Annotated in this window: 18 protein-coding genes and 1 pseudogene; 12 read left to right on the forward strand and 7 right to left on the reverse strand. The window is 45.2% G+C overall.

Annotated elements, in window-relative coordinates; genetic code table 11:
* Nucleotides 1–103: 103 nt before the first annotated feature.
* Complete coding sequence (locus tag B9J87_RS01715; RefSeq protein ID WP_088721415.1) at nt 104–952, forward strand: MurR/RpiR family transcriptional regulator; 849 nt, start codon at nt 104–106, stop codon at nt 950–952.
* A gap of 5 nt (nt 953–957) precedes the next feature.
* On the opposite strand, the gene B9J87_RS01720 is transcribed toward B9J87_RS01715, so the two are convergent.
* From B9J87_RS01720 to recQ, 3 genes are all read right to left on the reverse strand, one after another.
* Nucleotides 958–1,320 carry a hypothetical protein gene (locus B9J87_RS01720; RefSeq protein ID WP_017043038.1) on the reverse strand — a complete coding sequence of 121 codons (363 nt, stop codon included), beginning with the start codon at nt 1,318–1,320 and terminating at the stop codon, nt 958–960.
* Nucleotides 1,321–1,410: 90 nt separating this feature from the next.
* On the reverse strand, nt 1,411–1,713 hold the full coding sequence (locus tag B9J87_RS01725) for a DUF3630 family protein (RefSeq protein WP_094125854.1): 303 nt from the start codon (nt 1,711–1,713) through the stop codon (nt 1,411–1,413).
* Nucleotides 1,706–3,544: an ATP-dependent DNA helicase RecQ gene (recQ, locus tag B9J87_RS01730; protein WP_064626057.1), complete on the reverse strand. Its 1,839-nt coding sequence runs from the start codon at nt 3,542–3,544 to the stop codon at nt 1,706–1,708. The genes B9J87_RS01725 and recQ overlap by 8 nt, the downstream gene beginning before the upstream one ends.
* Before the next feature lie 251 nt (nt 3,545–3,795).
* Here recQ and rarD point away from each other — a divergent pair, with 251 nt between their 5' ends.
* The 3 genes from rarD (at nt 3,796) to B9J87_RS01745 (ending at nt 6,373) form a co-directional block, all read left to right on the forward strand.
* Nucleotides 3,796–4,713, forward strand: a complete 918-nt coding sequence (gene rarD, locus B9J87_RS01735) for an EamA family transporter RarD (RefSeq protein ID WP_094125855.1) — start codon at nt 3,796–3,798, stop codon at nt 4,711–4,713.
* Between the two features lie 120 nt (nt 4,714–4,833).
* Nucleotides 4,834–5,640, forward strand: a complete 807-nt coding sequence (locus B9J87_RS01740) for an AraC family transcriptional regulator (protein ID WP_026028188.1) — start codon at nt 4,834–4,836, stop codon at nt 5,638–5,640.
* Between the two features lie 73 nt (nt 5,641–5,713).
* Nucleotides 5,714–6,373 (forward strand): LysE family translocator, encoded by a 660-nt coding sequence (locus tag B9J87_RS01745; protein WP_017050604.1) that lies wholly within the window; start codon nt 5,714–5,716, stop codon nt 6,371–6,373.
* A 783-nt stretch (nt 6,374–7,156) separates the two neighbouring features.
* Here B9J87_RS01745 and uvrD read toward each other — a convergent pair.
* Entirely contained in the window at nt 7,157–9,331 is a 2,175-nt protein-coding gene (gene uvrD, locus B9J87_RS01750) for a DNA helicase II (protein ID WP_094149251.1), read from the reverse strand.
* Nucleotides 9,332–9,487: 156 nt separating this feature from the next.
* Nucleotides 9,488–11,530, reverse strand: a complete 2,043-nt coding sequence (gene prlC / locus B9J87_RS01755; RefSeq protein ID WP_094149252.1) for an oligopeptidase A — start codon at nt 11,528–11,530, stop codon at nt 9,488–9,490.
* A gap of 205 nt (nt 11,531–11,735) precedes the next feature.
* Here prlC and B9J87_RS01760 point away from each other — a divergent pair, with 205 nt between their 5' ends.
* The 8 genes and pseudogenes from B9J87_RS01760 (at nt 11,736) to B9J87_RS01790 (ending at nt 21,812) form a co-directional block, all read left to right on the forward strand.
* Complete coding sequence (locus B9J87_RS01760) at nt 11,736–12,575, forward strand: 23S rRNA (adenine(2030)-N(6))-methyltransferase RlmJ (RefSeq protein ID WP_013855685.1); 840 nt, start codon at nt 11,736–11,738, stop codon at nt 12,573–12,575.
* Between the two features lie 110 nt (nt 12,576–12,685).
* Entirely contained in the window at nt 12,686–14,044 is a 1,359-nt protein-coding gene (gorA, locus tag B9J87_RS01765) for a glutathione-disulfide reductase (protein WP_176429459.1), read from the forward strand.
* 95 nt (nt 14,045–14,139) lie between these two features.
* Complete coding sequence (locus B9J87_RS01770; protein ID WP_094149254.1) at nt 14,140–15,462, forward strand: tyrosine-type recombinase/integrase; 1,323 nt, start codon at nt 14,140–14,142, stop codon at nt 15,460–15,462.
* Nucleotides 15,455–17,198 (forward strand): annotated as a pseudogene (locus B9J87_RS01775) (hypothetical protein). Before B9J87_RS01770 ends, B9J87_RS01775 begins: the two are co-directional and overlap by 8 nt.
* Nucleotides 17,195–19,267, forward strand: a complete 2,073-nt coding sequence (locus B9J87_RS01780) for a hypothetical protein (protein ID WP_094149255.1) — start codon at nt 17,195–17,197, stop codon at nt 19,265–19,267. The pseudogene B9J87_RS01775 and the gene B9J87_RS01780 overlap by 4 nt, the downstream one beginning before the upstream one ends.
* The gene (locus tag B9J87_RS01785) at nt 19,260–19,718 is read left to right on the forward strand and encodes a hypothetical protein (RefSeq protein WP_094149256.1); all 459 of its coding nucleotides are present in this window, start codon (nt 19,260–19,262) and stop codon (nt 19,716–19,718) included. The genes B9J87_RS01780 and B9J87_RS01785 overlap by 8 nt, the downstream gene beginning before the upstream one ends.
* A gap of 306 nt (nt 19,719–20,024) precedes the next feature.
* Nucleotides 20,025–20,198: a hypothetical protein gene (locus tag B9J87_RS17685; RefSeq protein WP_176429460.1), complete on the forward strand. Its 174-nt coding sequence runs from the start codon at nt 20,025–20,027 to the stop codon at nt 20,196–20,198.
* A gap of 51 nt (nt 20,199–20,249) precedes the next feature.
* Nucleotides 20,250–21,812 carry an anti-phage dCTP deaminase gene (locus B9J87_RS01790; protein WP_094149257.1) on the forward strand — a complete coding sequence of 521 codons (1,563 nt, stop codon included), beginning with the start codon at nt 20,250–20,252 and terminating at the stop codon, nt 21,810–21,812.
* A gap of 83 nt (nt 21,813–21,895) precedes the next feature.
* Here the strand turns inward: B9J87_RS01790 and B9J87_RS01795 are convergent, their stop codons facing one another.
* Nucleotides 21,896–22,459: an SLATT domain-containing protein gene (locus B9J87_RS01795; RefSeq protein WP_094149258.1), complete on the reverse strand. Its 564-nt coding sequence runs from the start codon at nt 22,457–22,459 to the stop codon at nt 21,896–21,898.
* Nucleotides 22,460–22,488: 29 nt separating this feature from the next.
* Nucleotides 22,489–23,757 (reverse strand): SMODS domain-containing nucleotidyltransferase, encoded by a 1,269-nt coding sequence (locus tag B9J87_RS01800; protein WP_094149259.1) that lies wholly within the window; start codon nt 23,755–23,757, stop codon nt 22,489–22,491.
* Nucleotides 23,758–23,802: the final 45 nt, after the last annotated feature.

Here is a 23,802-nt window from a genome sequence, read left to right on the forward strand (position 1 = left end):
CTTTTAAGCCCCTGAACAAAAGGCTAGTTAATACAAGCAACTACACTAATTTTCGTTATTTTAAATTTGGAATAATTTATTCTAAATAATACAAGGATCGCGCATGTCTGTGATGCATAAAATCGTCAGCCGCCGCACTCAACTCTCTCGCAGTGAATTACAAATCGCCGATTGGATCATCGCTCATCCAGAAAAAGCCGCGCTCGCCACCAGCCAAGTACTGGCCGAACACGCAAAAGTCAGCCAATCGAGCATTGTCAAATTTACCCAGAAAATTGGCTTTAGGGGCTACAGTGAGTTTAAGTTAGCGCTGGCCGAAGAGCTTGGCCGTAAATTGGCGTTTCAGACCACGCCACTGCACAGCAATATTCTGGCTGACGACCCACTGGCGGTGATCGCACAAAAATTGGTGCAAGCGAAAACAGAGGCGATGTTTCACACCACCAACGCGCTTTCATTTCCCCATTTCAACCAAGCGGTACAGTGGATAAACCTCGCCAACCGCGTGCAAATTATCGGTATCGGCGGCTCTGCGCTCACCGCAAAAGATTTGGCTTTTAAGCTCCTGAAATTAGGCATCACCGCGCTCACAGAACAAGATAGCCACGTACAAATCGCCACCGCACGCACGCTGGGTGCGCAAGATGTTCAAATTGTGATTTCATTTTCAGGAGAGAGAAAAGAGATTTTGATTGCCGCCGAAGCGGCCAAGCAGCAAGGAGCAAGCGTTATCGCGCTCACCTCTCCGAAGAAAAATCGATTACGTGAATTAGCCGATCTCTCTTTTGATACGATTGCCGATGAAAGTGAACATCGCAGCTCATCCATCGCCTCTCGCACCGCGCAGAACGTTCTAACCGACCTGTTGTTTATTACTCTTGTACAGCAAAGAGACGAGTCGGCGCGTCAATTGATCCAAGACATTTCATCTGATATTCGTCAAATCTTTTAACGGAACTAATCGCTCTCTTCAATGCAGTGCATGCGATGAAAAACGCGATGAATGATCGGTGCAAATAGGGTAGCCAATGAAACGAAAAAGACCGTTTCGATAAATAAGCTGTAAAAGGCTAAAAAGAGATGCAAGCTCGGCGCAAGATGCAGATTGATTATCGGGTAGGGAAGCTCGAGGCCACTGACCATCGAAAGCGCATTCAACCACGCTTGCGCCGCTGGGAGATCAGCTAGGTAGACAAAACCCACCACTCCGGGAATGAGGCCAGTCAACAGCAGTAACGCAGCGATCGCCGCATAGCGTAAGCAGCGCCATGTAAAACGCTCAACGGAGATAACTTCTTGATGAATCGACTCAAATTTCACGCCAGCCTCCTTGATGTTTGCCTAATCATAAGCAATGGCGGCTTAATAATGAAGGACCAAAAGGCGGATATGCAGAGTTGATCTACACGCTTAGAAACCTCGCGCTAATAATTGCGCGAGAAACGCCAGCTCTTCTTGGCTCTCTTTGATGGCAAGTGCTTCAAGCCAAACCGACTCGCTGTAATGCTCGGCTTTGAGAAAAAGTAAGCAACCTTCAAAATCAATCAACCATGAGTGAATGTCCGTATCCCACTGTTTTTCTATCACTGTAGCCGAAAGCTGCTTGACCAAACGCTCGCCTAGTGCAGGAAAAGTATCGACATCAAAACGCGGTGTACTCAAGACGAGTCGCCCTTCATCTTGTAAATTGTGTGCTAAACCGAACTCAGCCATGGTGGGTTAAGTGCTCCTGAATCAGGTCTAAAAATGGGTCGGCGTACTTTTCAAGCTTGCGTTGCCCAACGCCGTTAACGGCCAACATTTCTCCGTACGAAGTGGGCAATATTTCCGCCATATCAATTAAGGTCGCATCGCTAAAGACCACGTAAGGCGGCAGGCCATCTTCATCAGCAATCGATTTACGCAATTTACGCAATTTGGCAAACAGTGGTTTGTCGTAGTTTTTGTTGGATAACTTATCTGATTTCGCCGCACGAGCGGCTGTGTCTAAGCGTGGAATAGCTAACTCTAATGGCATTTCTCCACGCAACAGCGGCCGCGCCTCTTCCGTCAACTGCAAGGTCGAATTGCGAGTAATGTTTTGCTGCAACAACCCTTTATGGATCAACTGACGGAAAATACTCACCCAATAATCATGGCTATGATCGCGACCAATGCCGTAAGTCGTGAGCTTGTCGTGGCCATTTTCACGAATACGGATATTTTGCATACCGCGCATCACTTCCACCACATAACCAATACCGAAACTTTGGTTGACGCGATAAACGCACGATAATGCTTTTTGCGCCTCTTGCGTGGCATCGAAATGCTTGGGGGGATCAAGGCAGATATCGCAGTTGCCGCAAGGTTTGTCTCGATATTCACCAAAATAATTGAGCAACACTTGGCGGCGGCAAGTTTGTGCTTCAGCAAAAGCGCTCATCGCGCCCAACTTATGGCTTTCCACCTGCTTTTGTGGCCCTTCCGGCTTCTCATCTAACATTCGACGCAGCCAACTGATGTCGGCCGGATCATAGAGCATCATCGCTTCAGCTGGCAAACCGTCTCGCCCTGCGCGCCCGGTCTCTTGATAGTAAGATTCGATGTTGCGCGGAATATCAAAATGCACCACAAAACGCACGTTGGGTTTATTAATCCCCATTCCAAATGCGACGGTAGCAACCACTATCTGAATGTCATCACGCTGAAATGCTTCTTGCACATAAGCGCGCTCATCGGCGTCCATACCCGCATGGTAACTGGCCGCTCGTAAATGGTTGTTGCACAGTTTCTCTGTCAGCATTTCTACTTTTTTGCGACTGCCACAGTAAATGATGCCGCAATGTCCTCTTTGCGTATCAAGATAGCGGATCACCTGTGAAACCGGTTTGTGCTTTTCGACCAAGGTATAGCGGATATTAGGACGATCAAAGCTGCCCAGATAGACGTGCGGTTCTTGCAACTGCAAACGGTGCAAAATATCCACGCGCGTGGCGTCATCGGCCGTTGCCGTCAGTGCCATAAAAGGCACGTGTGAAAAATGCTGTTTAAGTTGGCCTAACGCCGCATACTCAGGGCGAAAATCGTGCCCCCATTGAGAAATACAGTGTGCTTCATCCACGGCAATCATCGCCAATGGCAACTGCTGCAAGCGTTCGATGAAATCGGGCATCAAAACGCGCTCAGGCGACGCGTAAATCAGCTTCAGTTGCCCCGCATTCATCCGGTTATACACCGACATCAGCATCTCACGTGACATACTTGAATTAATACACTCAGCCGCGACACCGTTGGCTTTGAGCTGATCCACTTGGTCTTTCATCAATGAAATGAGCGGCGAGATGACTAAAGTGATGCCCTCTTTGACTAACGCAGGGATCTGATAACAGAGCGATTTTCCTCCACCCGTTGGCATGATAACTAAGCTATCTTGCCCCGCTAACGAAGCGTCAATCACCTCTTGCTGACCGACACGAAACGACTGATAACCGAACACAGTCTGTAAAATACTGTGCGGTGTCTCAGGTTGAGGATCGGTTTGTTGAGCCATTAACGTTGCGGTCATGAAATTTCCAAGGATGAACAAAAGGGGTAGAGCAACCGCTATACCGCAAAGCGTCTTATTGTAGTGGGGTTCGATGGTGAATAAAACCGCAAAATGTAGCGGTAAAGCGAATCACTTGATTCTCGGCCATTATTCGCCACTCAAACTCCCGACTAGGCGGTTGATTAACAAAGCTGCAACTTACTTGAGGAACAGTATATACTGTCGAATCGTTTCGCTGGCTCAGCACTTCACTCCTTTGAGAATTCATCATGACCGCAGAAGAACAACAACGCTCCAGACAAGGCGTTTTACTCGCTATTGGTGCTTACACTATGTGGGGCATCGCACCGATCTATTTTAAAGCAATCAACAATGTTCCTGCACTTGAGATCCTCACTCATCGCGTAGTGTGGTCGTTTTTCTTGTTAGCAGCATTGCTTCATTTTGGCCGCAACTGGCGTAGTGTACGCAGTGTGATTACTCATAAATCAAAGATGATCTATCTAATGACCACTGCTTGTCTGGTTGCGGTGAACTGGTTAATTTTCATCTGGGCGATCAATGCTAATCATATGTTAGATGCCAGTTTAGGCTATTACATTAACCCACTGCTCAATGTGGTGCTCGGCATGCTTTTTCTTGGTGAGCGATTACGCAAACTGCAGTGGGTCGCGGTAGCGCTAGCCACCATTGGTGTGGCCATTCAGTTAATTGTGTTTGGTTCGATTCCTGTGGTCGCCATCGCTTTGGCGACCACTTTTGGCTTGTATGGCTTACTGCGTAAAAAAGTGGCGGTTGATGCCCAAACAGGTTTGTTTATCGAAACCTTGGTAATGTTACCCGCGGCGTTGATTTATCTGTTGTTTATCGCCAGCTCGCCAACTTCAGATATGGCGCTCAATCCGCTTAACCTCAACCTACTGCTGATCGCAGCTGGCATCATCACGACCTTGCCTTTGCTTTGTTTCACAGGAGCAGCAACGCGTTTAAAACTTTCAACGCTGGGTTTCTTCCAATACATCGGCCCAAGCTTGATGTTTTTGCTCGCGGTCTTGGTTTACGGTGAAGCCTTCTCTAGTGATAAAGCCATTACTTTTGCCTTTATTTGGGCTGCATTGTTGCTGTTCAGTTTTGATGGTTTAAAAACAGGCCGAACCGCGCGACGCGCTCAGAGGGCATCCGTTTAATTAGGATTGTTTATTCCCCTCGTTCGTCAAAGCGATCGAGGGCTCTGTGATCATTTTTTACAAGACAGTGGCGACATGGCTGGCTAAGCTTGCATTATTCAACCCTAAATTTTGGTCTCTATGGATAAAGTGAGCTACAGCCAAACGGCCTATCCTGCGATCGGTCTGATTGATGCAGACTATCGTCAGTTTGCGTTTGATCGCCACTACCATCTTGATATTCATATTGGCCTTATCACTCAAGGAACGCAGCGCTTCTACCACCAAGGCGCTTGGCATCAGGTACAACGGGGCGGCGTAGTTCTGATGTCGCCAGATGAACTGCACGATGGGCAAGCGCACAATGGCTCTGGCTACCAAGTGCAAGTGTTTGCTATTGAACCTACTTGGCTACAGCAAACCTTAGAAGCCAAGCAGATTGAACAAGTGCTGGGTTTTGAGCAGTTAATAGTCGATGACGCGCCACTTTTTTGCTCACTGCTGCAACTTCATCACACCATGAAGCAGGATAAGCTCAGTCAACTCGCTAAAGATTGCTTACCCTACCAAGGGTTCACACCTTTACTTGAACGCTATAGCCACTTGAAACTGCCGGAGGTTAAACCGCTTGGCCAGCGCAACCTCGCCACGCTGAAAGAGTGGGTACTCAGTCAACTCGACCAACCAATCCGCCTTGAACAACTCGCTCAGCTTTGCCAGCTTTCACCCACTCAGTTTCAGCGCCATTTCAAGGCGCAAACGGGCATCACACCTTATGCGTGGTTATTGCGTTTACGTTTAGAGCAAGCGATGAAATTGTTGAAAACCGGCACCTCTAGCACTGAAGTCGCCTATCAAGTCGGTTTTTATGATCAAGCCCATTTCAGTAAGGCGTTCAAAGCAACCTTTGGCCTGCCACCCTCCGCCATCAATCGCACACTTTACTAACTAAACTGTCAGAAATTTACAAGGCAAGCACGTTTTCTCCACGCATACTCACCGTAAAACATGAGGAGAATACATGAACGAACTTTCCATATTGGCCACATTGGCTGGCGTACATTTTATGGCATTATTAAGCCCCGGCCCAGATGTGGCACTGGTGGTACAAAATTCCACCCGTTACGGTCGCAGAACCGGAGTTTTTATTGCGCTAGGGTTATCATGTGGCATTGTCATTCACTCATTGCTTAGCCTCACAGGGATAAGCTATTTGGTGCATCAACAACCCGCACTGTTTGCGATGGTGCAACTGGCCGGCGGGGGGTATTTATTCTATTTAGGCTTGGGCGCACTCAAATCCATCTACACCACCTGGCGATCGCCACAAGCTGTCGGAGTCAACAATGAGCGCTACAAGCTGATCGAAAATCAACGCCAAGCCTTTTCCCGCGGTTTTATCACCAATATTTTTAATCCAAAAGCTTTGGTCTTTTTTATCAGCTTAATGTCGAGTTTAGTGCCTGTGGGAATGTCCTTTTCAGGTAAAGGTATCGCCTTGCTGATTCTTTGGGGGCTCTCTTTTATGTGGTTCTCAACCTTGGCGTGGATGCTCTCCACCGCCCGCCTACAAAAACGTTTGCAATCACTCACTGTGTATATTGATGCGGTATGTGGCATCATTTTTACGCTCATCGGTGGACTTATTTTATTGCAAGCGCTGCTTAGCCTTAGCCATTGATGCAGCGATTCGCGCCCATTTTTGTGCGAGATCTCTTACAAACGAGTGAGCAAATATCGCTTTTTGAGTAGGAAAATCAACACCAAAAAACCTAAATAGTTGATTTTAAATAAAATAACAACCAGCTAGAGAAACCCTTTGCGAAAAAAGCGTTTCTCTAGCATTGCCGATAAATTAGAGATGGGTAATATGAACCTTGTCGGAAGGATTCTGACACGGAACAGGAAAGCACCACGGATTGGTCATCTTCAGGATGAAGAGACGACTGCTCAGGATGAATGGTCGGCACGGAAAGCAAATTGGACATTGAATGGACGCAATAGTAGCTAGGATGGTTACTACTAAGGAAAGACAATGGACACCTCTGGACGAGGCAAGGACTGAACATCAGGATGATGTAAAGGACACCGCTCAAGGAACAAGTGAAGCGCGCTAACGTGGATGGTTAGCAGACTAGGAAGTCGCCAAGGACACCGCTAGGAAGGCGAAGAACGGATTAAGCTGACGGAATTCAGCCACTATCATGGATTTGATGCATGGAGCACTTTCGTAGCTGGATTGCTGCAAGTAAGACTATAACCCCGCAGGGCGCAAGCCCTCGGGGTTTTTCTTTTGGATTGGATAAGCATATGAGTTATCCAGCTTTCATATCTTGAACGGCTAGGTTAGGTATTTGGTTTAAACAACGCCATAAACACCCCTCCCTGCCTCCCCCTCAAAGAGGGAGGAGAACAATCCAACCATCTCAGCAAAGAAAAGTACCCTTTCTTTATACAAGGAAGATCATAGTTTCTCTAGCTTGGCATAAGCAGTCACTAGCCATTTAATGCCTTCACCGTTAAAAGCGACTTGCACTCGACTTTGCGGGCCACTACTTTCGAAATTAATGATGGTGCCTTCACCAAAAATAGGGTGTTTCACGCGTGCGCCCAAACTAAAGCCCGTCTCGTTAAAGTTCTCTTTGACCGCTGTTTGACTAAAACGCCCAGCACTGCTTGGTCGGCTCACTTGCGCTTTCATGCGCACTTCATCAAGGCAGTTTTCTGGCAGCTCACGGATAAAGCGTGACGGCTTATGGTATTTATCCTGACCGTATAAACGGCGAATTTCAGCGTAAGTAATGTAGAGCTTTTGCATGGCGCGCGTCATTCCGACGTAACACAAACGGCGCTCCTCTTCCAATCGCCCCGCTTCTTCGGCCGACATTTGGCTAGGGAACATGCCCTCTTCAACGCCAACCATAAACACCAACGGGAACTCTAACCCTTTCGCGCTGTGCAGTGTCATTAACTGTACGGCATCATCAAATTCGTCAGCCTGCCCTTCGCCCGCTTCCAGCGCTGCGTGGGTTAAAAAGGCCGTCAACATGCTCATCTCATCCGCTTCTTCTGGTTTTTCAAATTGGCGTGTTGCGGTGACTAGTTCTTCCAAGTTTTCAATTCTGGCTTTGGACTTTTCACCCTTTTCAAGCTGATACATCTCAAACAAGCCAGAGGTTTTGATTACATGGTCAGTTTGACTGTGTAGCGGCATCTCAGCGCTATCATCTTCAAGGGCATTGACCAGTTCAATAAACCGGCTTAATGCGCTTGCCGCACGTCCTGTGAGCACTTTTTCTTCCAACAGCACAAGGCTCGCTTGCCACAAGGTACAGCCGCGATCTCGCGCCGCAAAACGAATGGTTTCCAGCGTTTTATCACCCAAGCCACGCGGTGGCGTATTTACGACTCGCTCAAAGGCCGAATCATCATTGCGGTTAGACATCAAACGCAAGTAACTTAACGCATCTTTGATCTCTTGGCGCTCGAAGAAGCGCATGCCGCCGTAGATGCGATAGGGCAAGCCTGCTTGAATCAAGGCTTCTTCCAAAACACGAGATTGGGCGTTGTTGCGATAAAGCATCGCACAATCCTCTAATGCACCACCTTTATCTCGCCACTCTTTGATTTTATTGACGGTAAAACGCGCCTCATCAAGATCGTTGTAGGCCGAATAGATGGAAATTGGCTCGCCTTCGCTGCCATCTGTCCAGAGCTCTTTACCCATTCGTTCGGTGTTGTTCGCGATCAGTGCGTTCGAGGCTTGCAAAATGGTTTTGGTTGAACGGTAGTTTTGCTCTAAACGAATGGTATTAACGCTCGGAAATTCCTGCGTGAATTTTTCGAGATTTTCAATTTTGGCACCACGCCAGCCATAAATGGACTGATCATCATCACCGACGATCATCACGTGGCAATCGCGCCCAGCCATCATGCGCAGCCACGCGTATTGGATGTTATTGGTGTCTTGAAATTCGTCGACCAAGATGTGTTTAAAGCGCGCTTGATAATGTTCACGAATGTGCTGCTTATCACGCAACATCTCGTGGCAACGCAGCAAAATTTCGGCAAAATCAACCAAACCTGCGCGATCGCACGCCTCTTGGTACGCGGAATAAAGCTGCAAATAGGTTTGAGTCACGGGATCGCGGTACGCATCGATGTGCTTCGGACGAAGACCTTCATCTTTTTTACCGTTAATCCACCAGCACACCTGGCGCGTAGGCCACTGCTTCTCATCTAGGTTTTGTGCTTTGATTAAACGACGCAGCAAACGCAGTTGATCTTCAGAATCGAGGATCTGAAAATCCTCAGGCAGGCGAGCGTCAAGATAGTGAGCGCGTAAAATACGGTGACAAATACCGTGGAAGGTACCATTCCACATGCCCGATGCACTGCCCATCATCAACTCTTCAATTCGGCCACGCATTTCCGCCGCCGCTTTGTTGGTAAAAGTCACCGACATGACTGAAAAAGGCGAGGCGTTTTCAACCGAGATAAGCCAAGCAATGCGATGCACCAATACTCGGGTTTTACCACTCCCCGCTCCGGCAAGCACCAGCAAGTTTTCTAAAGGCGCGGCAACCGCTTCGCGCTGTTTATCGTTGAGACCGTCGAGTAAGAGAGAAGGATCCATCATGGCTAAGCTACTGGTTATTTATACATAATTGCCCAGATTATAACCTCAAATCGCGGCAAGATGCTCGTCTCTATCACATTTTTCTGGGCATTCAAAAATGAAAAGCCCACCGCAAAGGTGGGCTAATTCGAGCTTCATCGCATTTTAAGCGCGTGACTACGCGGCGATCCCCGCATGACGCAGCAACGCATCAATTTGCGGCTCGCGGCCTCTAAAGCGTTTAAATAGCTCCATCGGCTCTTCACTACCACCCATTTCAAGGATGTTGTTCAAGAAACTTTGCCCAGTCTGTGGGTTAAAAATTCCCTCTTCCTCAAAGCGAGAAAACGCATCCGCCGAAAGCACTTCTGCCCATAAGTAGCTGTAGTAACCTGCGCTGTAACCGCCAGCAAAGATGTGGCTAAAGCTGTGTGAGAAACGGTTCCATTCAAGGCTTGGTAACACGGCCACTTTCTTTTTCACTTGGGCGAGAGTTTCCAACACTTGCGGGCCTACTTCGGGATCGTAAGTGGTGTGCAAGGTGAAATCGAACAAACCAAATTCAAGTTGGCGCAAAATAAACATCGCTGACTGGAAGTTTTTCGCCGAGAGCATTTTATCGAGCATTTCTTTCGGTAGCGGTTTACCCGTTTCGTAATGACCTGAAATAAACGCTAACGCCTCTTCTTCCCAGCACCAATTTTCAAGGAACTGACTTGGCAGTTCAACCGCATCCCACGGTACACCGTTGATGCCAGATACCGCACCCACTTCAACTTGAGTCAACATGTGGTGGATCCCGTGTCCAAACTCATGGAACAAAGTGACCACTTCATCATGAGTAAATAACGCAGGTTTATCACCGATTGGGCGATTAAAGTTACAGGTCAAATAAGCCACTGGGGTTTGTAGCTCGCCATTTTGAGTGATACGACGGCCACGGCAATCATCCATCCACGCGCCACCACGCTTATGTTCGCGCGCATACAGGTCGAGATAGAAGCTGCCACGCAGTGATCCTTTCGCATCAAAAATATCGAAAAAACGCACCGATGGATGCCAAGTATCAACCCCAGAGCGCTCTTTGACGCTCATGCCAAATACGCGGTTGAGCACTTCAAATAGGCCGCTCACCACTTTCGACTCTGGGAAATAAGGGCGCAGCTCTTCATCTGAAATATCAAACAAGTGCTGTTTCTGTTTTTCGCTGTAGTAAGCGATATCCCACAACTCTAGCGTGGTCACGCCAAACTCTTGCTGCGCAAATTGACGCAACTCTTCTACTTCACGCTCACCTTGCGGTTTCACTTTGGTGGCTAAATCATTTAAAAACCCTAACACTTGATCGGGCGTTTGCGCCATTTTAGTCGCCAGTGATTTTTCACTGTAGGTATTAAAACCGAGCATACGGGCTATTTCATGACGTAGTTTGAGCTTCTCAGCGATGATTTCGCTGTTATCCCACTTGCCCGCATTTGGCCCGCGATCCGAGGCACGCGTGACATACGCTTCATAAAGCTCTTTGCGCAGAGCTTGGTTATCACAATAAGTCATCACTGGCAGATAAGAAGGAATGTCGAGCGTTAATAAATAACCATCGAGCTCTTTGGCTTGCGCCGCCGCTTGTGCAGCTGCTAACGCCGATTCTGGCATGCCCGCTAATTGATTGGCGTCGGTAATGTGCTTGGTCCAGCCCATCGTGGCATCCAGTACATTGTTAGAGAACTTAGAACCCAACTCAGATTGACGTTTACTGATCTCGCCGTACCGTTTTTGCTCTGCCAATGGCAAGCCGATACCCGATAGCTCAAAATCACGCAGTGCATCATTGATGGTTTTTTGCTGCGCTTGAGAGAGCGAGGAAAAAGTATCGCTGGCTTTCATGCTCTTATAGGCTTCAAACAGGCCTTTATGTTGCCCAACCCAAGTGCCGTATTCAGACAGCAGCGGCAAACAGCTTTCGTACGCATCACGCAGTTCCTCGCTATTGAGCACGGAATTAAGGTGGCTCACTGGCGACCAAATGCGGCTTAAGCGATCATCCACCTCTTCAATGGGTGCAATCAAGTTTTCCCATGTTGGGGTGCTATTGCCAGCAAGACGTTTTTCAATTTCGGTGCGGCAATCTTCTATCGCTTTCTCAACCGCAGGCTTCACATGCTCTGGCTTAATGGCGGAAAACGGCGGTAAATCCGTGAAAGTGAGAAGTGGATTAGACATAAAACATTCCTTTTAAGTTAAGACGCGCCTGCACGTTGATGCATTTCTCTGCAACAGTCACTGATTGTTTCACGGCAACCGTCGATTTTGTTTATCTGAAATAGTAAATATAGGTAGGTTCAGCAATTTTCAATAGTGGCGTATAATCAGCCAATACGTTTGATTGATGAAACACACTCCATTTGGGGTGTTTTGAGAGCCTATTTTGCTAAGTTATCGCCACAGTTTTCACGCGGGCAACCACGCGGATGTATTAAAGCATATCGTACAAAGCCTTATCCTCAATGCATTACAGCAAAAAGAGAAGCCTTTTGTTTATCATGACACCCACTCTGGCGTGGGCCGTTATGACTTGACCCATGAATGGTCAGAAAAAACCGGTGAATATAAACAAGGGATTGCTCGTATTTGGCAACAAAATGTAACGCCACCCGCCATTCAAAGCTACCTTGAGGCAGTAAAAGCACTCAATGAAAGCGAAGAGTTACGCTACTACCCCGGCTCACCGCGCGTAGCGCGTGCTCATCTACGCGCGCAGGATCGTATGGTGCTCACTGAATTGCATCCGAGCGATTACCCTTTGCTCGAGCAAGAGTTCCACCGAGATCGTCAGGTATCGATTTACAAAGAAGATGGTTTCCAACGCTTAATCGGTAGCCTGCCACCGAAAGAGCGTCGCGGCTTAGTGTTGATCGATCCCCCTTACGAATTGGCCAAAGAGTACAGCGATGTCGTAAGAGCCATTGCCCAAAGTTATAAGCGCTGGGCGACGGGTATCTACGCCATTTGGTATCCCGTAGTGAATCGCGACACTATTGATGACTTGCTTGAAGGGCTGGCAAGCCTCGGTATTCGCAAAATCTTACAAATTGAATTGGGCGTATCGCCAGACACCCATGAACGTGGCATGACCGCTTCAGGCATGATAGTGATTAACCCACCGTGGACACTGGAAGGGCAAATGCAGGAAATTTTACCGTTTCTTCAGCAAGCGATTGCCCCGGTAACCGGTCATTTTAAAGTCGAATGGGTTGTACCAGAATAAACTGACCCAATCTATCAAAGAAGTAGAGAACCTTTTTCGCCTTGCTATGGTTGCCAACACCGTACAAAACCAAGGTCAAATAGGATGAAAAAAGAATAATGGAGAAAGTAATGACAACGCATTTTGATTATATCTGTATCGGTGGTGGCTCTGGTGGTATCGCTTCAGCGAACCGCGCGGCAATGTATGGTGCGAAAGTCGCACTGATTGAAGCCAAAGACCTTGGCGGCACTTGTGTCAACGTCGGTTGTGTTCCGAAAAAAGTGATGTGGCATGGCGCGCAAATTGCTGAAGCAATGCACCTTTATGCCAAAGATTACGGCTTCGATGTCGATGTCAAAGGATTAGATTGGTCAAAACTGATTGAGAGCCGCCAAGCGTATATTGGCCGTATTCATCAATCATACGACCGCGTATTGGGCAATAATAAAGTGGAAGTGATCCGCGGTTTTGCACGCTTTGTTGATGCAAAAACCGTAGAAGTAAACGGTGAACACTACACAGCAGACCATATCCTGATTGCCGTTGGCGGACGCCCAACGATTCCGGCGATTCCAGGGGCGCAATACGGCATTGATTCCAATGGTTTCTTTGACTTGACCGAACAGCCTAAACGCGTCGCGGTTGTGGGCGCAGGTTATATTGCGGTTGAAATCGCGGGCGTACTCAACGCACTCGGCACTGAAACGCACCTTTACGTGCGCAAAGAATCACCACTGCGCAGCTTTGATCCCATGATCATCGAAACACTCACTGAAGTCATGGCGGCGGAAGGCCCAACATTACATACTCATTCAGTGCCAAAAGAAGTGATCAAAGAAGCCGATGGCAGCCTGACTCTACACCTTGAAAATGGCCAAAGCCAAAACGTTGATACGCTCATTTGGGCAATCGGCCGCCACCCAGCAACCGATGCGATAAACCTAGCAGCAACGGGTGTGGCAACCAATGCACAAGGCTATATTAAGGTTGATGAGTACCAGCAAACCAACGTCGCGGGCATTTACTGTGTCGGCGATATCATGGAAGGCGGTATCGAGCTCACACCAGTTGCCGTCAAAGCAGGCCGTCAACTTTCAGAGCGCCTGTTTAATGGCAAAACCGATGCGAAGATGGATTACAAACTGGTCCCGACCGTGGTCTTTAGCCATCCGCCAATCGGCACAATTGGCCTCACCACGCAAGAAGCCCAAGCGCAATATGGCGAAGAGAATGTCAAAGTGTATACATCTAGCTTCACGGCCATGTACACCGCCGTCACCTCTCACCGTCAACCATGCAAAATGAAACTAGTATGCGCTGGCCCTGAAGAAACCGTTGTTGGCCTACACGGCATCGGTTTTGCAGTTGATGAAATGATTCAAGGCTTTGGCGTAGCCATGAAAATGGGCGCAACCAAAGCCGATTTCGATTCAGTTGTGGCAATACACCCAACGGGTAGTGAAGAGTTCGTTACCATGACGGGTTAGTGTAGGGAAAGCATCTTACACACATAAATAAATCTGGAAAACAATCAATCACTGACTATGCTGTATGTATGGTCAGTGTTTTTCTAGGTGAATTTATGTACCTCATACAATCAAGCAATGTCTATAAACAGACAGAACTATCAATCAGTGACAACACCTATCAATGCTCCCCTATTAAGGGAAATATCGGCTCACTGCCTACACTGTTCAATCAAGATGGTTCGTTCAACCACGAAGCGAACAGCTATCTGTTCTATCAGAAAGCCATCAAAGCAGCTAAAGATCTTTCTCCCTGCGCTCAAGCGTTATTGGCTTACTACCAATTCCTTGAAGACAAAGAACTCACATGGGATAAATGTCCTCCAGTCAAAAGACTAAAACCCACTTATCTTTTTCGCTCTCACCTATTAAAACAAATCAAGAATGGTGAATTAGCACACAGCACCGCAAGTATCCGAATGAATCAGATTGTTAACTACTACAAGTGGTTAATGCATGATGGATACTTGAAAATAAAAAATGAAAAAGAAGCCCCATTTAAGATGGAGTTTATCTATGTTCAAAGCACAGGCATACTGGCACACATCTCGTCTACGTTTACTGTTGAAACGAGTGATTTGCGTATCAAAGTACCCAAGGATGCAAACAGCAAGAACATTCGACCTTTATCACCACTTCCTCAAGAATCACTGAGCATTCTGACACAGCACCTTCCTAAAGCATCCGAAGAGTTACGCCTCCAAGTGTTGCTCTCTGTTGATACTGGGATGCGAATCCAAGAGATTGCAACGATCTCCCTGAATGCCCTTGATACCGCAACACCACTGGCTGAAAGCGAGCATCGTTACGAAATAGCTTTGTCACCTCAATCGACAGGTGTTCAGACAAAATACTTAAAGCAAAGGCGTGTGGAAATTTCATCAGAGCTATTAACCGCACTGCATGAATACCGTACCTCTGAGCGTAGAATCAAACGAGTAAACAAGCTTGACCAAAAACTTGAAGCACTGCCTAAAATGACTGACAACACGTTAAAGCAAGAGACTGTTGAGCGATTGGAGTTATCTGAGCGCCATGAACCGTTATTCGTCAGTGAGCAAGGCAACCCCGTAACCGCTAAGTCGATAGAAGCTCGCTGGACAGAGCTTAGAACCGAAATTAAAAAATCACACCCTACGTTTACTCATCGCTTTCATGATTTGCGCTCAACTTATGGCACTTACCGATTAAGTGACCTACTTGAAGCGGGGCTATCTTCATTAGAATGTATGGAGTTACTGATGGGATGGATGGGGCACCGAAGCGAATCAACCACTTGGAAATACTTACGCTACTTGAAACGTAAAGAGGCTTTCAAAGTTAAGTTCGGCATTTTAGACGGCATTATGCATGAAGCGTTAGGCGGTAAGAATGAGTAATATCACTTATTTACACGGCTGGAAGCCAGAGTTTTGCATTCAATTAGACACCAATGACAATAAGTTGGCTGACTTTAATCGCTTCATGGCCAAGGGGTTTCCCTCGACCGCGTCGTTACAGCAGGAAGGTCACTTTGAAGAAGCTAATAGGGAAGGCTTTATCCTTCAAATGAAGTACCGCTTTGATGATTTCATGGGTGAAGGTAAAAGCCATGATTCACTGTACACCGTCTATTCTGAATGCTCTCTATATCTTCGTTGGTGCGATGAACATGATGAAGAAGCGTTCACACAAAATGCCACTGAAGCTTACTTTGAGTCTCTTTATAAAAAGGTATTACTAGGAAAAATAAAGCGCTCTACCTACAAAAAAAAAACGATTTCATATACTACGTTTATTTAGTGATTACTTAGACCTGCCAAGCACGTACTTCGACAACATCACCATCACGGATAGTAGCGACAGTGAACCCTTTGAAGCTTACACTCGCAGTGATTTAAATCAATTGCTGCCTTTTTTGCGCAGTCTTTTTAAGCAAACTGCAAAGCAGTTTATTGAGGCCCCTGAAAAGCACATAAATACCTTTAAGAACAACCCAACCATGACGTTTGACTGGAAGGGAGAGCGGTACAAACTATGTGGTGGCATCAACAAAATGATGTGTGCTGGCACGTATCTGCTTGCTTACTACACATACGCCAATACCAGTGATTTATTCCAACTAAAGCAACCTGATAACGCCTCTACATCAGTCGGTGAGATTTGGTATACCATGCCAGCTTTTAAACGTCGAGCATTCAAAACCATTCAAGTTGAGGTGGGCCCTCATGAGTTAGATATTCCTAAATACGCAATGAGCTTCTTTGAGACGCTGCTTGAAGCCTCACGTCTTATTTCCACTAATTCCAACACCACATTATTGCAAATGGTTGCCTCAAGACAAAATACCCAGTTCAAGAACGCGACATTGCAAACTTTCTTGCGAACATGGGTAGAAAAACACTTTACCTTTACTGACCAAACGGGTCGTCGCCTACGCCCCATGATTAGTCGATTTAGAGAAACGGGCGCACAAATAACGGCTTATCATCAAGGTGAGATAGTGAACGACATCATGCTCAACAACACCTCTAACACGAGAAAGAAAAGTTATAGCAAGGGCAATCAAATCGCCAATAATGGAATGGTGCAGGATGCAATGTCCTTGCGAGAGCAAGAGATTAAACAAGGTGAAAGCACGAAAGAAGCTCAAAAAAGCTTAGGCATTGATGTGTTAGTGATCGAGGCAGAAAACATAATCAACCTCCCCAACTTGAGTCGCACTCCAAACGGAGGAAGTTGTTCTGAACCCTTTGGTGAAAAGTCAGAAAAATTCACAAAAAAAGCTCTTAAACATGGATTGCTCAAAGACGGAGAGAGATTGGCGTGCGCTGACTTACTCGGTTGTTTTGGTTGCCCGGACCAGGTCATTGTTCAATCTATTTCAGACATTTGGTGCTTATTGAGCTTCAAAACTCGTATTGAAGAATGCTTATTCTTCCACCTTGACGCTCATCACTATAAGAAGAATTTTGAAAAAATCATTGTCTTTATTGAGGCGCACATTCTGCCAAACATCAACCCCTCTCTACTGAGAGCGGCAGAAGGAAAATTGGACGATGATGGCTTACACCCGAATTGGGATGATGCTGAATCAGTACTTAACCTCATTCCAGCACGGGATATATCCAAATGAGCAACGATAAATTCAATACTGACCATTTATATTTTGCTTACTTTCCCGTAGAGCATAAAGTCCAATTTCACGATATTGTCACCTTGTACCATGAGCAACAGTTCGATGAGTTAGATGCCGTGGTGGTTTGTTGCGATAAGAACGGAAACGTCACCGCCACCTTCGGCCAAAGCGATTGGAATTGCTTTGCTTTCTCACGTAAAAAAGAAGGGAACAATCTTAATTTTTCGGAATTAGATGGCCATCCTGAATTACAACGAGAGTTAAAGTTGTTCACTTACGGTTGGCTGTTTAATCTATCCCCCCAACAAAGAAAGGCAGTAAGATTTTCAACCGTTCTCTCTCGACTTAGCAAAGCTATGATAGCCTACCGATTTCTCGTACAAGAAGGTGCGCACACTCTCTCTGCGCTTTCATCTCCCAATGTGCGTCAGAGGTTCGATGAGTACCTTATCGAACGTGAGTTTCGCTCCAGCACGCTTGAGCACGTATTTTCAGCCATCCACAAAGTCATTGATTACACCTCTTGGCATAAGATTGCGTTGGGTCTTGCTCGTATCGAAATAAACAAAGAAGTTAGACGCTTTAATGACATAGGGCGGCAACAAACATTGGTTATTCCTGAGCGCCTTTGTCGCGCCATCTATAGAAAAGCGATGGCTCTTATCGAAGAAGCGCTTCCTCATGCTGCGCTAATTGCTGAAACTGAACATAATCTCCAAGACAACTACATGCAAGGTAAGCAAGTCACAGAAGACAAGATGAAGGCTAACGGCGTCTTCACATTCATTAATTCAGATGGGAGCATTAACAATCACAAGCTTGCTAATGCAATTCATTTCAATCAACCCAAACAACTAAGTGAGCTGATTAAGCCACTAGCAAGAAAGCAACCCAATACCCCCTTGAGTAATGGTACTGACTTTCAACGATACTTAGGGCAACTAATCACGGCAAGCTACATTGTGTGTGGCGGTTTTAGTGGCATGCGCGATAGCGAACTCGACAAGCTCACACCGAGCAGTTGTTACCAAGATTCCCTTAATGGCCGAGTCTATCACCTTCTTCAATCTCATACGTTTAAATTGGGTGAAAAACGAGAAACTTGGGTAACAGCAGCGGTGTCAAAAACAGCGATTGATTTAATGTCCATTCTCACTAAAAGGTGGCGAGATGAAGCGCAATACCCCGATGAGAAATACACAAGTTCACTTTGGGTAAATCAAACATACCGCTCTCACGCTCCAAAATTAATTACGGATTGGAACGATCGTCTAAAACGGTTTTGTAAGCAGTTTGATTTTGTTATCACTAAAGATGATTACCAAGAGTGTTTGGAGTCGAACCCTCGCTCACAGGTCAAAGTTGAAAAACAGGTTGTGGTCGGTCAGCCTTGGCCTATGTCTACTCACCAATTTAGACGCACGCTGGCCTTTTACTGCGTTAAAAACCGATTAAGTTCGATGGTTGCACTCAAGCAGCAATTCAAACATCTGTATCTGGCAATGACAGAGTGGTACACGAACGGGGGGCAATTAGCCAGCCTTCGTAATTTAAAGGCCGATCCACAAATCCAACAAACTCTTGATGAGATTAACGCAGAAACTACTGCCAATAAAATCTTTAAACAATGGCACTCAGATGAAACGCTATCAGGCTCTCATGGCAAAGCGATCATGAAAATGCGAGGGGATGTGCCGACCATTTATAGCTCATGGGATATTATCTATAAAGCCGTAAAGGATGGTAAGTTGACGCTTCATGGCTCACTGCACAGCTACTGCAAGAGCGGCTATGATTGTGATATGGATGGCGTTGTTGCACCGCAGTTTTGCGTCGATTGTTCGTCTGGAAGCAGCATCATTGATGAGCAGCAAGCAAAGTGGTGGCAAAAGAGGCATCGTAGTTTATCCGCCTATATGGCAACAGGAGACGATATTACGGTCACGGATAGAAGCCATTACATTACTCAAATTAGAGCAGCAGAAAACGTTATGCGTGACTTTAAAATGGAATTTACCCCTTTTGAAGCTGAACTTAATATCACACGGAGGTTTAAGCATGAGTAAGAGCGAAAACACACTACTAGCATTAGAGGCAGCTTTAGACCGAATTGCTCATGGAAAACCCAAGCGTATACCAACTCACCGTAAGCTCAGTGTTCGGGCTGTTGAGGAAGAGGCTAACTTGGGTAATGGCAGCGGTTATTACTACCCTGATTTTGTCGAAAAGGTTAAACAGACCAAAACTGAAATTGCGGCTGGAAAAGGTGAAATAGTCCAACCAGAGATCCAGACTATTCGCACCAAGCTCAAAGAACAAAAGCGCATTAAGGACAACTACAAAACTAAGTACGAGGCGGAGCGAGAGAAGTTAGCCCTGTTTGCAGCTTCACAACATCATCTAAACGACAAGCTTGTTCAGGCATTAGCCCGTGTGGATCATTTGGAGTACGAGAATACTGGTCTCAGGGAGGAACTTGCCAAGCTAAAAAGAAGCAAGGTCGTATCGATTAAATAGTGCTGCCCTCTGATCCTCTCTAGGTGCTCAGCATGTCGACTGCTAATCACAACATCCAGTTTGAAGAGTAATGATAAGTAAAAAAAGACCTTAACCAGTTGTTTTTCCTTACTGTTTTTTAGTATTGGAAGTTACATGAGTTTGCACAGCGCTCACACAACTTAAATAAAGTTGTTAATTTTAATATTTTTACTATCGTTAAAATGTTACCTTCAGGTGTTCTTTCAAACTGAACATTGCAATAATTTAATTGAAAGCATGGATGGCTTGTGTATAATTTGCGCGAATTTTTCAAGGTGAAATACAATGAACGTTGTTGATATAGCAGTACCTGAAACCCGAACCATTGATAAGTCAACCAACCGTGCGTCGACCTCAAAGAACGCTACAGTAATTTCTATTCATCAGAAGAAAAAGATGATCGCTTTCGAAAATGCAAAGAAAAACTTAAAGATAGCTGCAAGTAAGCTTGATTGGTAAGGTTTTCATACCGGATAATATGCTCCTATACGCATTCCATAGGGACATACAATGCCAGCACAAACAGTTACAAGCATACATCCTTCTCACCCCCCTTTAGCGGCTAACGGCAGCTATAAAAACTCTCTAGAGGCAATACGCTCACGACACTCACAAGAACTTGTAATAGGTCTTTGTGGTGCTGTTGGAGCTGGCGTTAAACGACTCAAAGACTCTGTAATTAAAGAGCTCAAGTCAGCTAATTACCATGTAGAGCACATAAGGTTAAGTGACCTGATTGCGGCTACACAATCTGACCCAGAATCCATTCTTAATTTAGTCGGATTTCCCCGTTACGATACATTACAAAATCTTGGAGATAAGCTTAGAAAGGACCATTCAAATACTACTGTTGCAGATATGGGAATTCGAAGAATCCATTTAATACGCAATTCAATGTTTGGCGATGGCTGTGATAGTGGAAACGTTGTAAAGGTCACAAAAAAAGTAGCCTATGTTATTGACCAGATAAAACACCATGACGAAGTAGCTTTATTCCAAGAAGTCTACAGAAAAAACTTCTATCTGATCGGGCTTTTAAGAACAAAGGACCAAAGACTGCAAAATCTTAAAGACGAAGGCATTACAGATAGTGCAGAAGCTATGAAGCTGATTGAGAGAGATCGGAACAGTAATGATAAATTTGGTCAACATGTGGAAAAAGCTATTCAGATGTCAGACTACTTTATTAGAAACCTTGATGATGCTGCAGAGCTTAGTAAATCAATTAGAAGATTCATTAATCTTATTCATGGCGTGGGTAACTATACCCCCACTAGAGACGAGAAAGGGATTTACTCGGCACACTCTGCATCATTGGCCTCAGCTTGCTTATCGCGACAAGTAGGGGCAGCAATAATGGACAACGAAGGCCAAATCATTGCAACAGGATGTAATGATGTGCCTCAATTTGGTGGTGGGCTATATGATGTTGAAAGTGAAAAGGATCTGCGTTGCTATAACAAAGCGGGGTGTCAAAACGATAAGCACAAGTTGCAGCTGAAAGATCAAATCAGACAAATATTAGCTGATGAGGGCATCGCTGATCCTGAAAAAGTAGCAGACAAAATCTTCAATAACTCCAAAGCAAAATCACTCATCGAATATTCAAGAGCTATACATGCTGAAATGGATGCAATTATATCTCTAGCTCGTAATAGTGGCTCTAGTACAATGGAAAAGACCTTATATTGTACAACCTTCCCTTGTCACAACTGTGCTAGACATATTGTAGCAGCTGGCATTACAAGTGTCGTATACATTGAGCCGTATGAAAAAAGCTTAGCTCTCGACTTGCATAGTGACGCAATCTGCCAAGAAGACACCCCCAGCAAAAACAAACTCATGTTAAAGAACTTTGAAGGCGTATCTCCCAATAGATACGCGGAATTCTTTATCTACAAAAAAGACCGTAAGAATAATCAAGGGGAAGTTATTAGCTACGAGTTACCAACCTCAGATCAAGTTGAGCCTCATCAACTGGATTGTTACGTGGACTATGAAGTTAAAGTCGCTGATTATGCGAACCAATCTGTCGGAGAGGACCGATACTCAACATCCGATAAGGAACAATGAGACATTAGAGTTATTTTTCCAGAAGTTTATAAATCAAACGCTCGAACCGAGCGTTTGTGGGTACCAGAATACAATTTATAAACCTACTTGCTAATTTTTCGCAGTGACTTAGGTAAAAACATATCTATCTCCTCATCACTAAACGTCAGTTCTTCATTGTTTTTAAGCGCTTTAGATGCTTTTTGATAGGCATCTCCAACATTGGTAGAAGGTGAGCCTTTATAGAGTTTATTTAGCTTCTCTTGTAATGAGTCTCTAATTTGACGAACCTCATCATCAGAAATCGCCCCTGAATGCATATCTGTAATTAGGGAAAGGTATGATTCACGTATGTTCCAAAGAGAACTCGCTGCACCTAAGTGTTTCTGAGAAAGACCGCCCAGATCATATTTCTTTACATATGCATTAATAATGGTTAACAACAACGAGATGATTGCTGATGCATATCCAACCATAGTGTTGTTCCCAAAAACTGCGGCAAAGATACCTGTTGTAGTAATCGCTGAAAGAATAATCTGAGCAAGCTTTATTGCGTTATTTTTGTCATCCAGGATATCTTTACACTTTTCATGTATTTTATGAGTCCACACTACACGTCCATAACACTCTCGAATCTGATCTAAAAGAACTTGATTTATTTGTGACATACCAACCTCAAATGTGATTACCTCTACCCTCAGGCTATTGGAACCAAAATGCGATCACGGGCAACAACTTTCTTGTTCTGAATCGCATAGCATTCAACATAATGATCACCCTCGAATGAGGTTGATTCTGTTCGACTTAAACTACCATCATCATCAGTGATTTCTCCTCTTAGACAACCTTGTTTAAGAGCTTGTTCTCCCTCATTCTTAACCTTCCACTTCAGTTCAAAAGCATCAGGAATATCATGATAATCAACATGAAAGTTCAGATTAAAGCCTTTGTTCAAAGGAGAGTCTGAGCCAAGTAGCCTAGACAGTTTATGTGTAATCGTATCCTTTCTCACATCGCATTCTATTGAAATTTCATACTTAAGCTCAGAGTCTGGATAGGTATGTTCAATAAATTGTTCCCCTTTAGCCGCAGGAAGGTTTTCATTTACTGAGTGGCTAGGGAATGGTTTTCCATACACTTTTTTCCATTCTTTCCGCATTTCAGCTTCTGATGATGCCTGCATAGCAATTTCACACATTTCTCGCGCAGCTTTTGCTACTCGATGGAAAGATTTTTTTACTGGAACTTCAGACATGCTGCCGAAAGCTCTGTAGTAGTCAGGCGTTCCTTCCTTTTCCAAAAATGAAAAAAAATCTAGCGACAACTGATCATAACTTGCATAACTCTTCTCATCAAAATCAGAGTTGTTTTTAAAAAACTTATAACAAAGAGTATCAATCAAAAAGCCACTCATTGAAACATCATTTCGTTCTTTCCAAGCTCGTACCATCTTAGATAAGCGACGAAGGTGCCCTTTACGTAGAGTGTTAAGCTCCCGAAATGCCAAAAGTTCTGCGTCTGTATTGCATTTTGGCCAAGAACCACCTTTATTAGAGTCTGGATATTTATACCGTCCATCGTCTTGACGAAAAACAGGGCAGATTTCAAATTTAGACTTATCTTTGAAAGTAACGACTACGACCTGCCCATCACCTCTAACTTCTGTTTTTTTGTAGACCTCGCGTATAGCGCCGCGAACTGCTTGCAAAAGATACGATGGATTGTGTTCAAAACGTTTCCAATCATCACTGTGAAGCTCATAAAGCATATCTAAATCAGAAATCCCATGAATTCCACTTTTTCGACCGTAAGAACCAACTTGTTTTGAATAAGAAGTTTTGGAGTCATTACCGCGAAACTTAAGGTTTAGAGCACGGGTTATACTTCGATATCGCTTTCCTATCTGCCCTCTATTTTTAATTTGTAGGTTATTTAGCAAAGTTTTAAAATCTGTTGAGACAGTCATACAAGCTCCATAAATAAATCCCTAACAAATCTATGGGGGTGATAT

This window comes from Vibrio sp. V19_P1S1T109 (assembly GCF_002241375.1).
Lineage (GTDB): Bacteria > Pseudomonadota > Gammaproteobacteria > Enterobacterales > Vibrionaceae > Vibrio > Vibrio anguillarum.

Bases quoted from the DNA above. Each gene is read 5' to 3' on its own strand.
- B9J87_RS01715 (WP_088721415.1), top strand. From the start codon at position 104: ATGTCTGTGATGCATAAAATCGTCAGCCGCCGCACTCAACTCTCTCGC.
- B9J87_RS01725 (WP_094125854.1), bottom strand. From the start codon at position 1,713: ATGGCTGAGTTCGGTTTAGCACACAATTTACAAGATGAAGGGCGACTC.
- recQ (WP_064626057.1), bottom strand. From the start codon at position 3,544: ATGACCGCAACGTTAATGGCTCAACAAACCGATCCTCAACCTGAGACA.
- rarD (WP_094125855.1), top strand. From the start codon at position 3,796: ATGACCGCAGAAGAACAACAACGCTCCAGACAAGGCGTTTTACTCGCT.
- B9J87_RS01740 (WP_026028188.1), top strand. From the start codon at position 4,834: ATGGATAAAGTGAGCTACAGCCAAACGGCCTATCCTGCGATCGGTCTG.
- B9J87_RS01745 (WP_017050604.1), top strand. From the start codon at position 5,714: ATGAACGAACTTTCCATATTGGCCACATTGGCTGGCGTACATTTTATG.
- uvrD (WP_094149251.1), bottom strand. From the start codon at position 9,331: ATGATGGATCCTTCTCTCTTACTCGACGGTCTCAACGATAAACAGCGC.
- prlC (WP_094149252.1), bottom strand. From the start codon at position 11,530: ATGTCTAATCCACTTCTCACTTTCACGGATTTACCGCCGTTTTCCGCC.
- gorA (WP_176429459.1), top strand. From the start codon at position 12,686: ATGACAACGCATTTTGATTATATCTGTATCGGTGGTGGCTCTGGTGGT.
- B9J87_RS01770 (WP_094149254.1), top strand. From the start codon at position 14,140: ATGTACCTCATACAATCAAGCAATGTCTATAAACAGACAGAACTATCA.
- B9J87_RS01780 (WP_094149255.1), top strand. From the start codon at position 17,195: ATGAGCAACGATAAATTCAATACTGACCATTTATATTTTGCTTACTTT.
- B9J87_RS01785 (WP_094149256.1), top strand. From the start codon at position 19,260: ATGAGTAAGAGCGAAAACACACTACTAGCATTAGAGGCAGCTTTAGAC.
- B9J87_RS17685 (WP_176429460.1), top strand. From the start codon at position 20,025: ATGAACGTTGTTGATATAGCAGTACCTGAAACCCGAACCATTGATAAG.
- B9J87_RS01790 (WP_094149257.1), top strand. From the start codon at position 20,250: ATGCCAGCACAAACAGTTACAAGCATACATCCTTCTCACCCCCCTTTA.
- B9J87_RS01795 (WP_094149258.1), bottom strand. From the start codon at position 22,459: ATGTCACAAATAAATCAAGTTCTTTTAGATCAGATTCGAGAGTGTTAT.
- B9J87_RS01800 (WP_094149259.1), bottom strand. From the start codon at position 23,757: ATGACTGTCTCAACAGATTTTAAAACTTTGCTAAATAACCTACAAATT.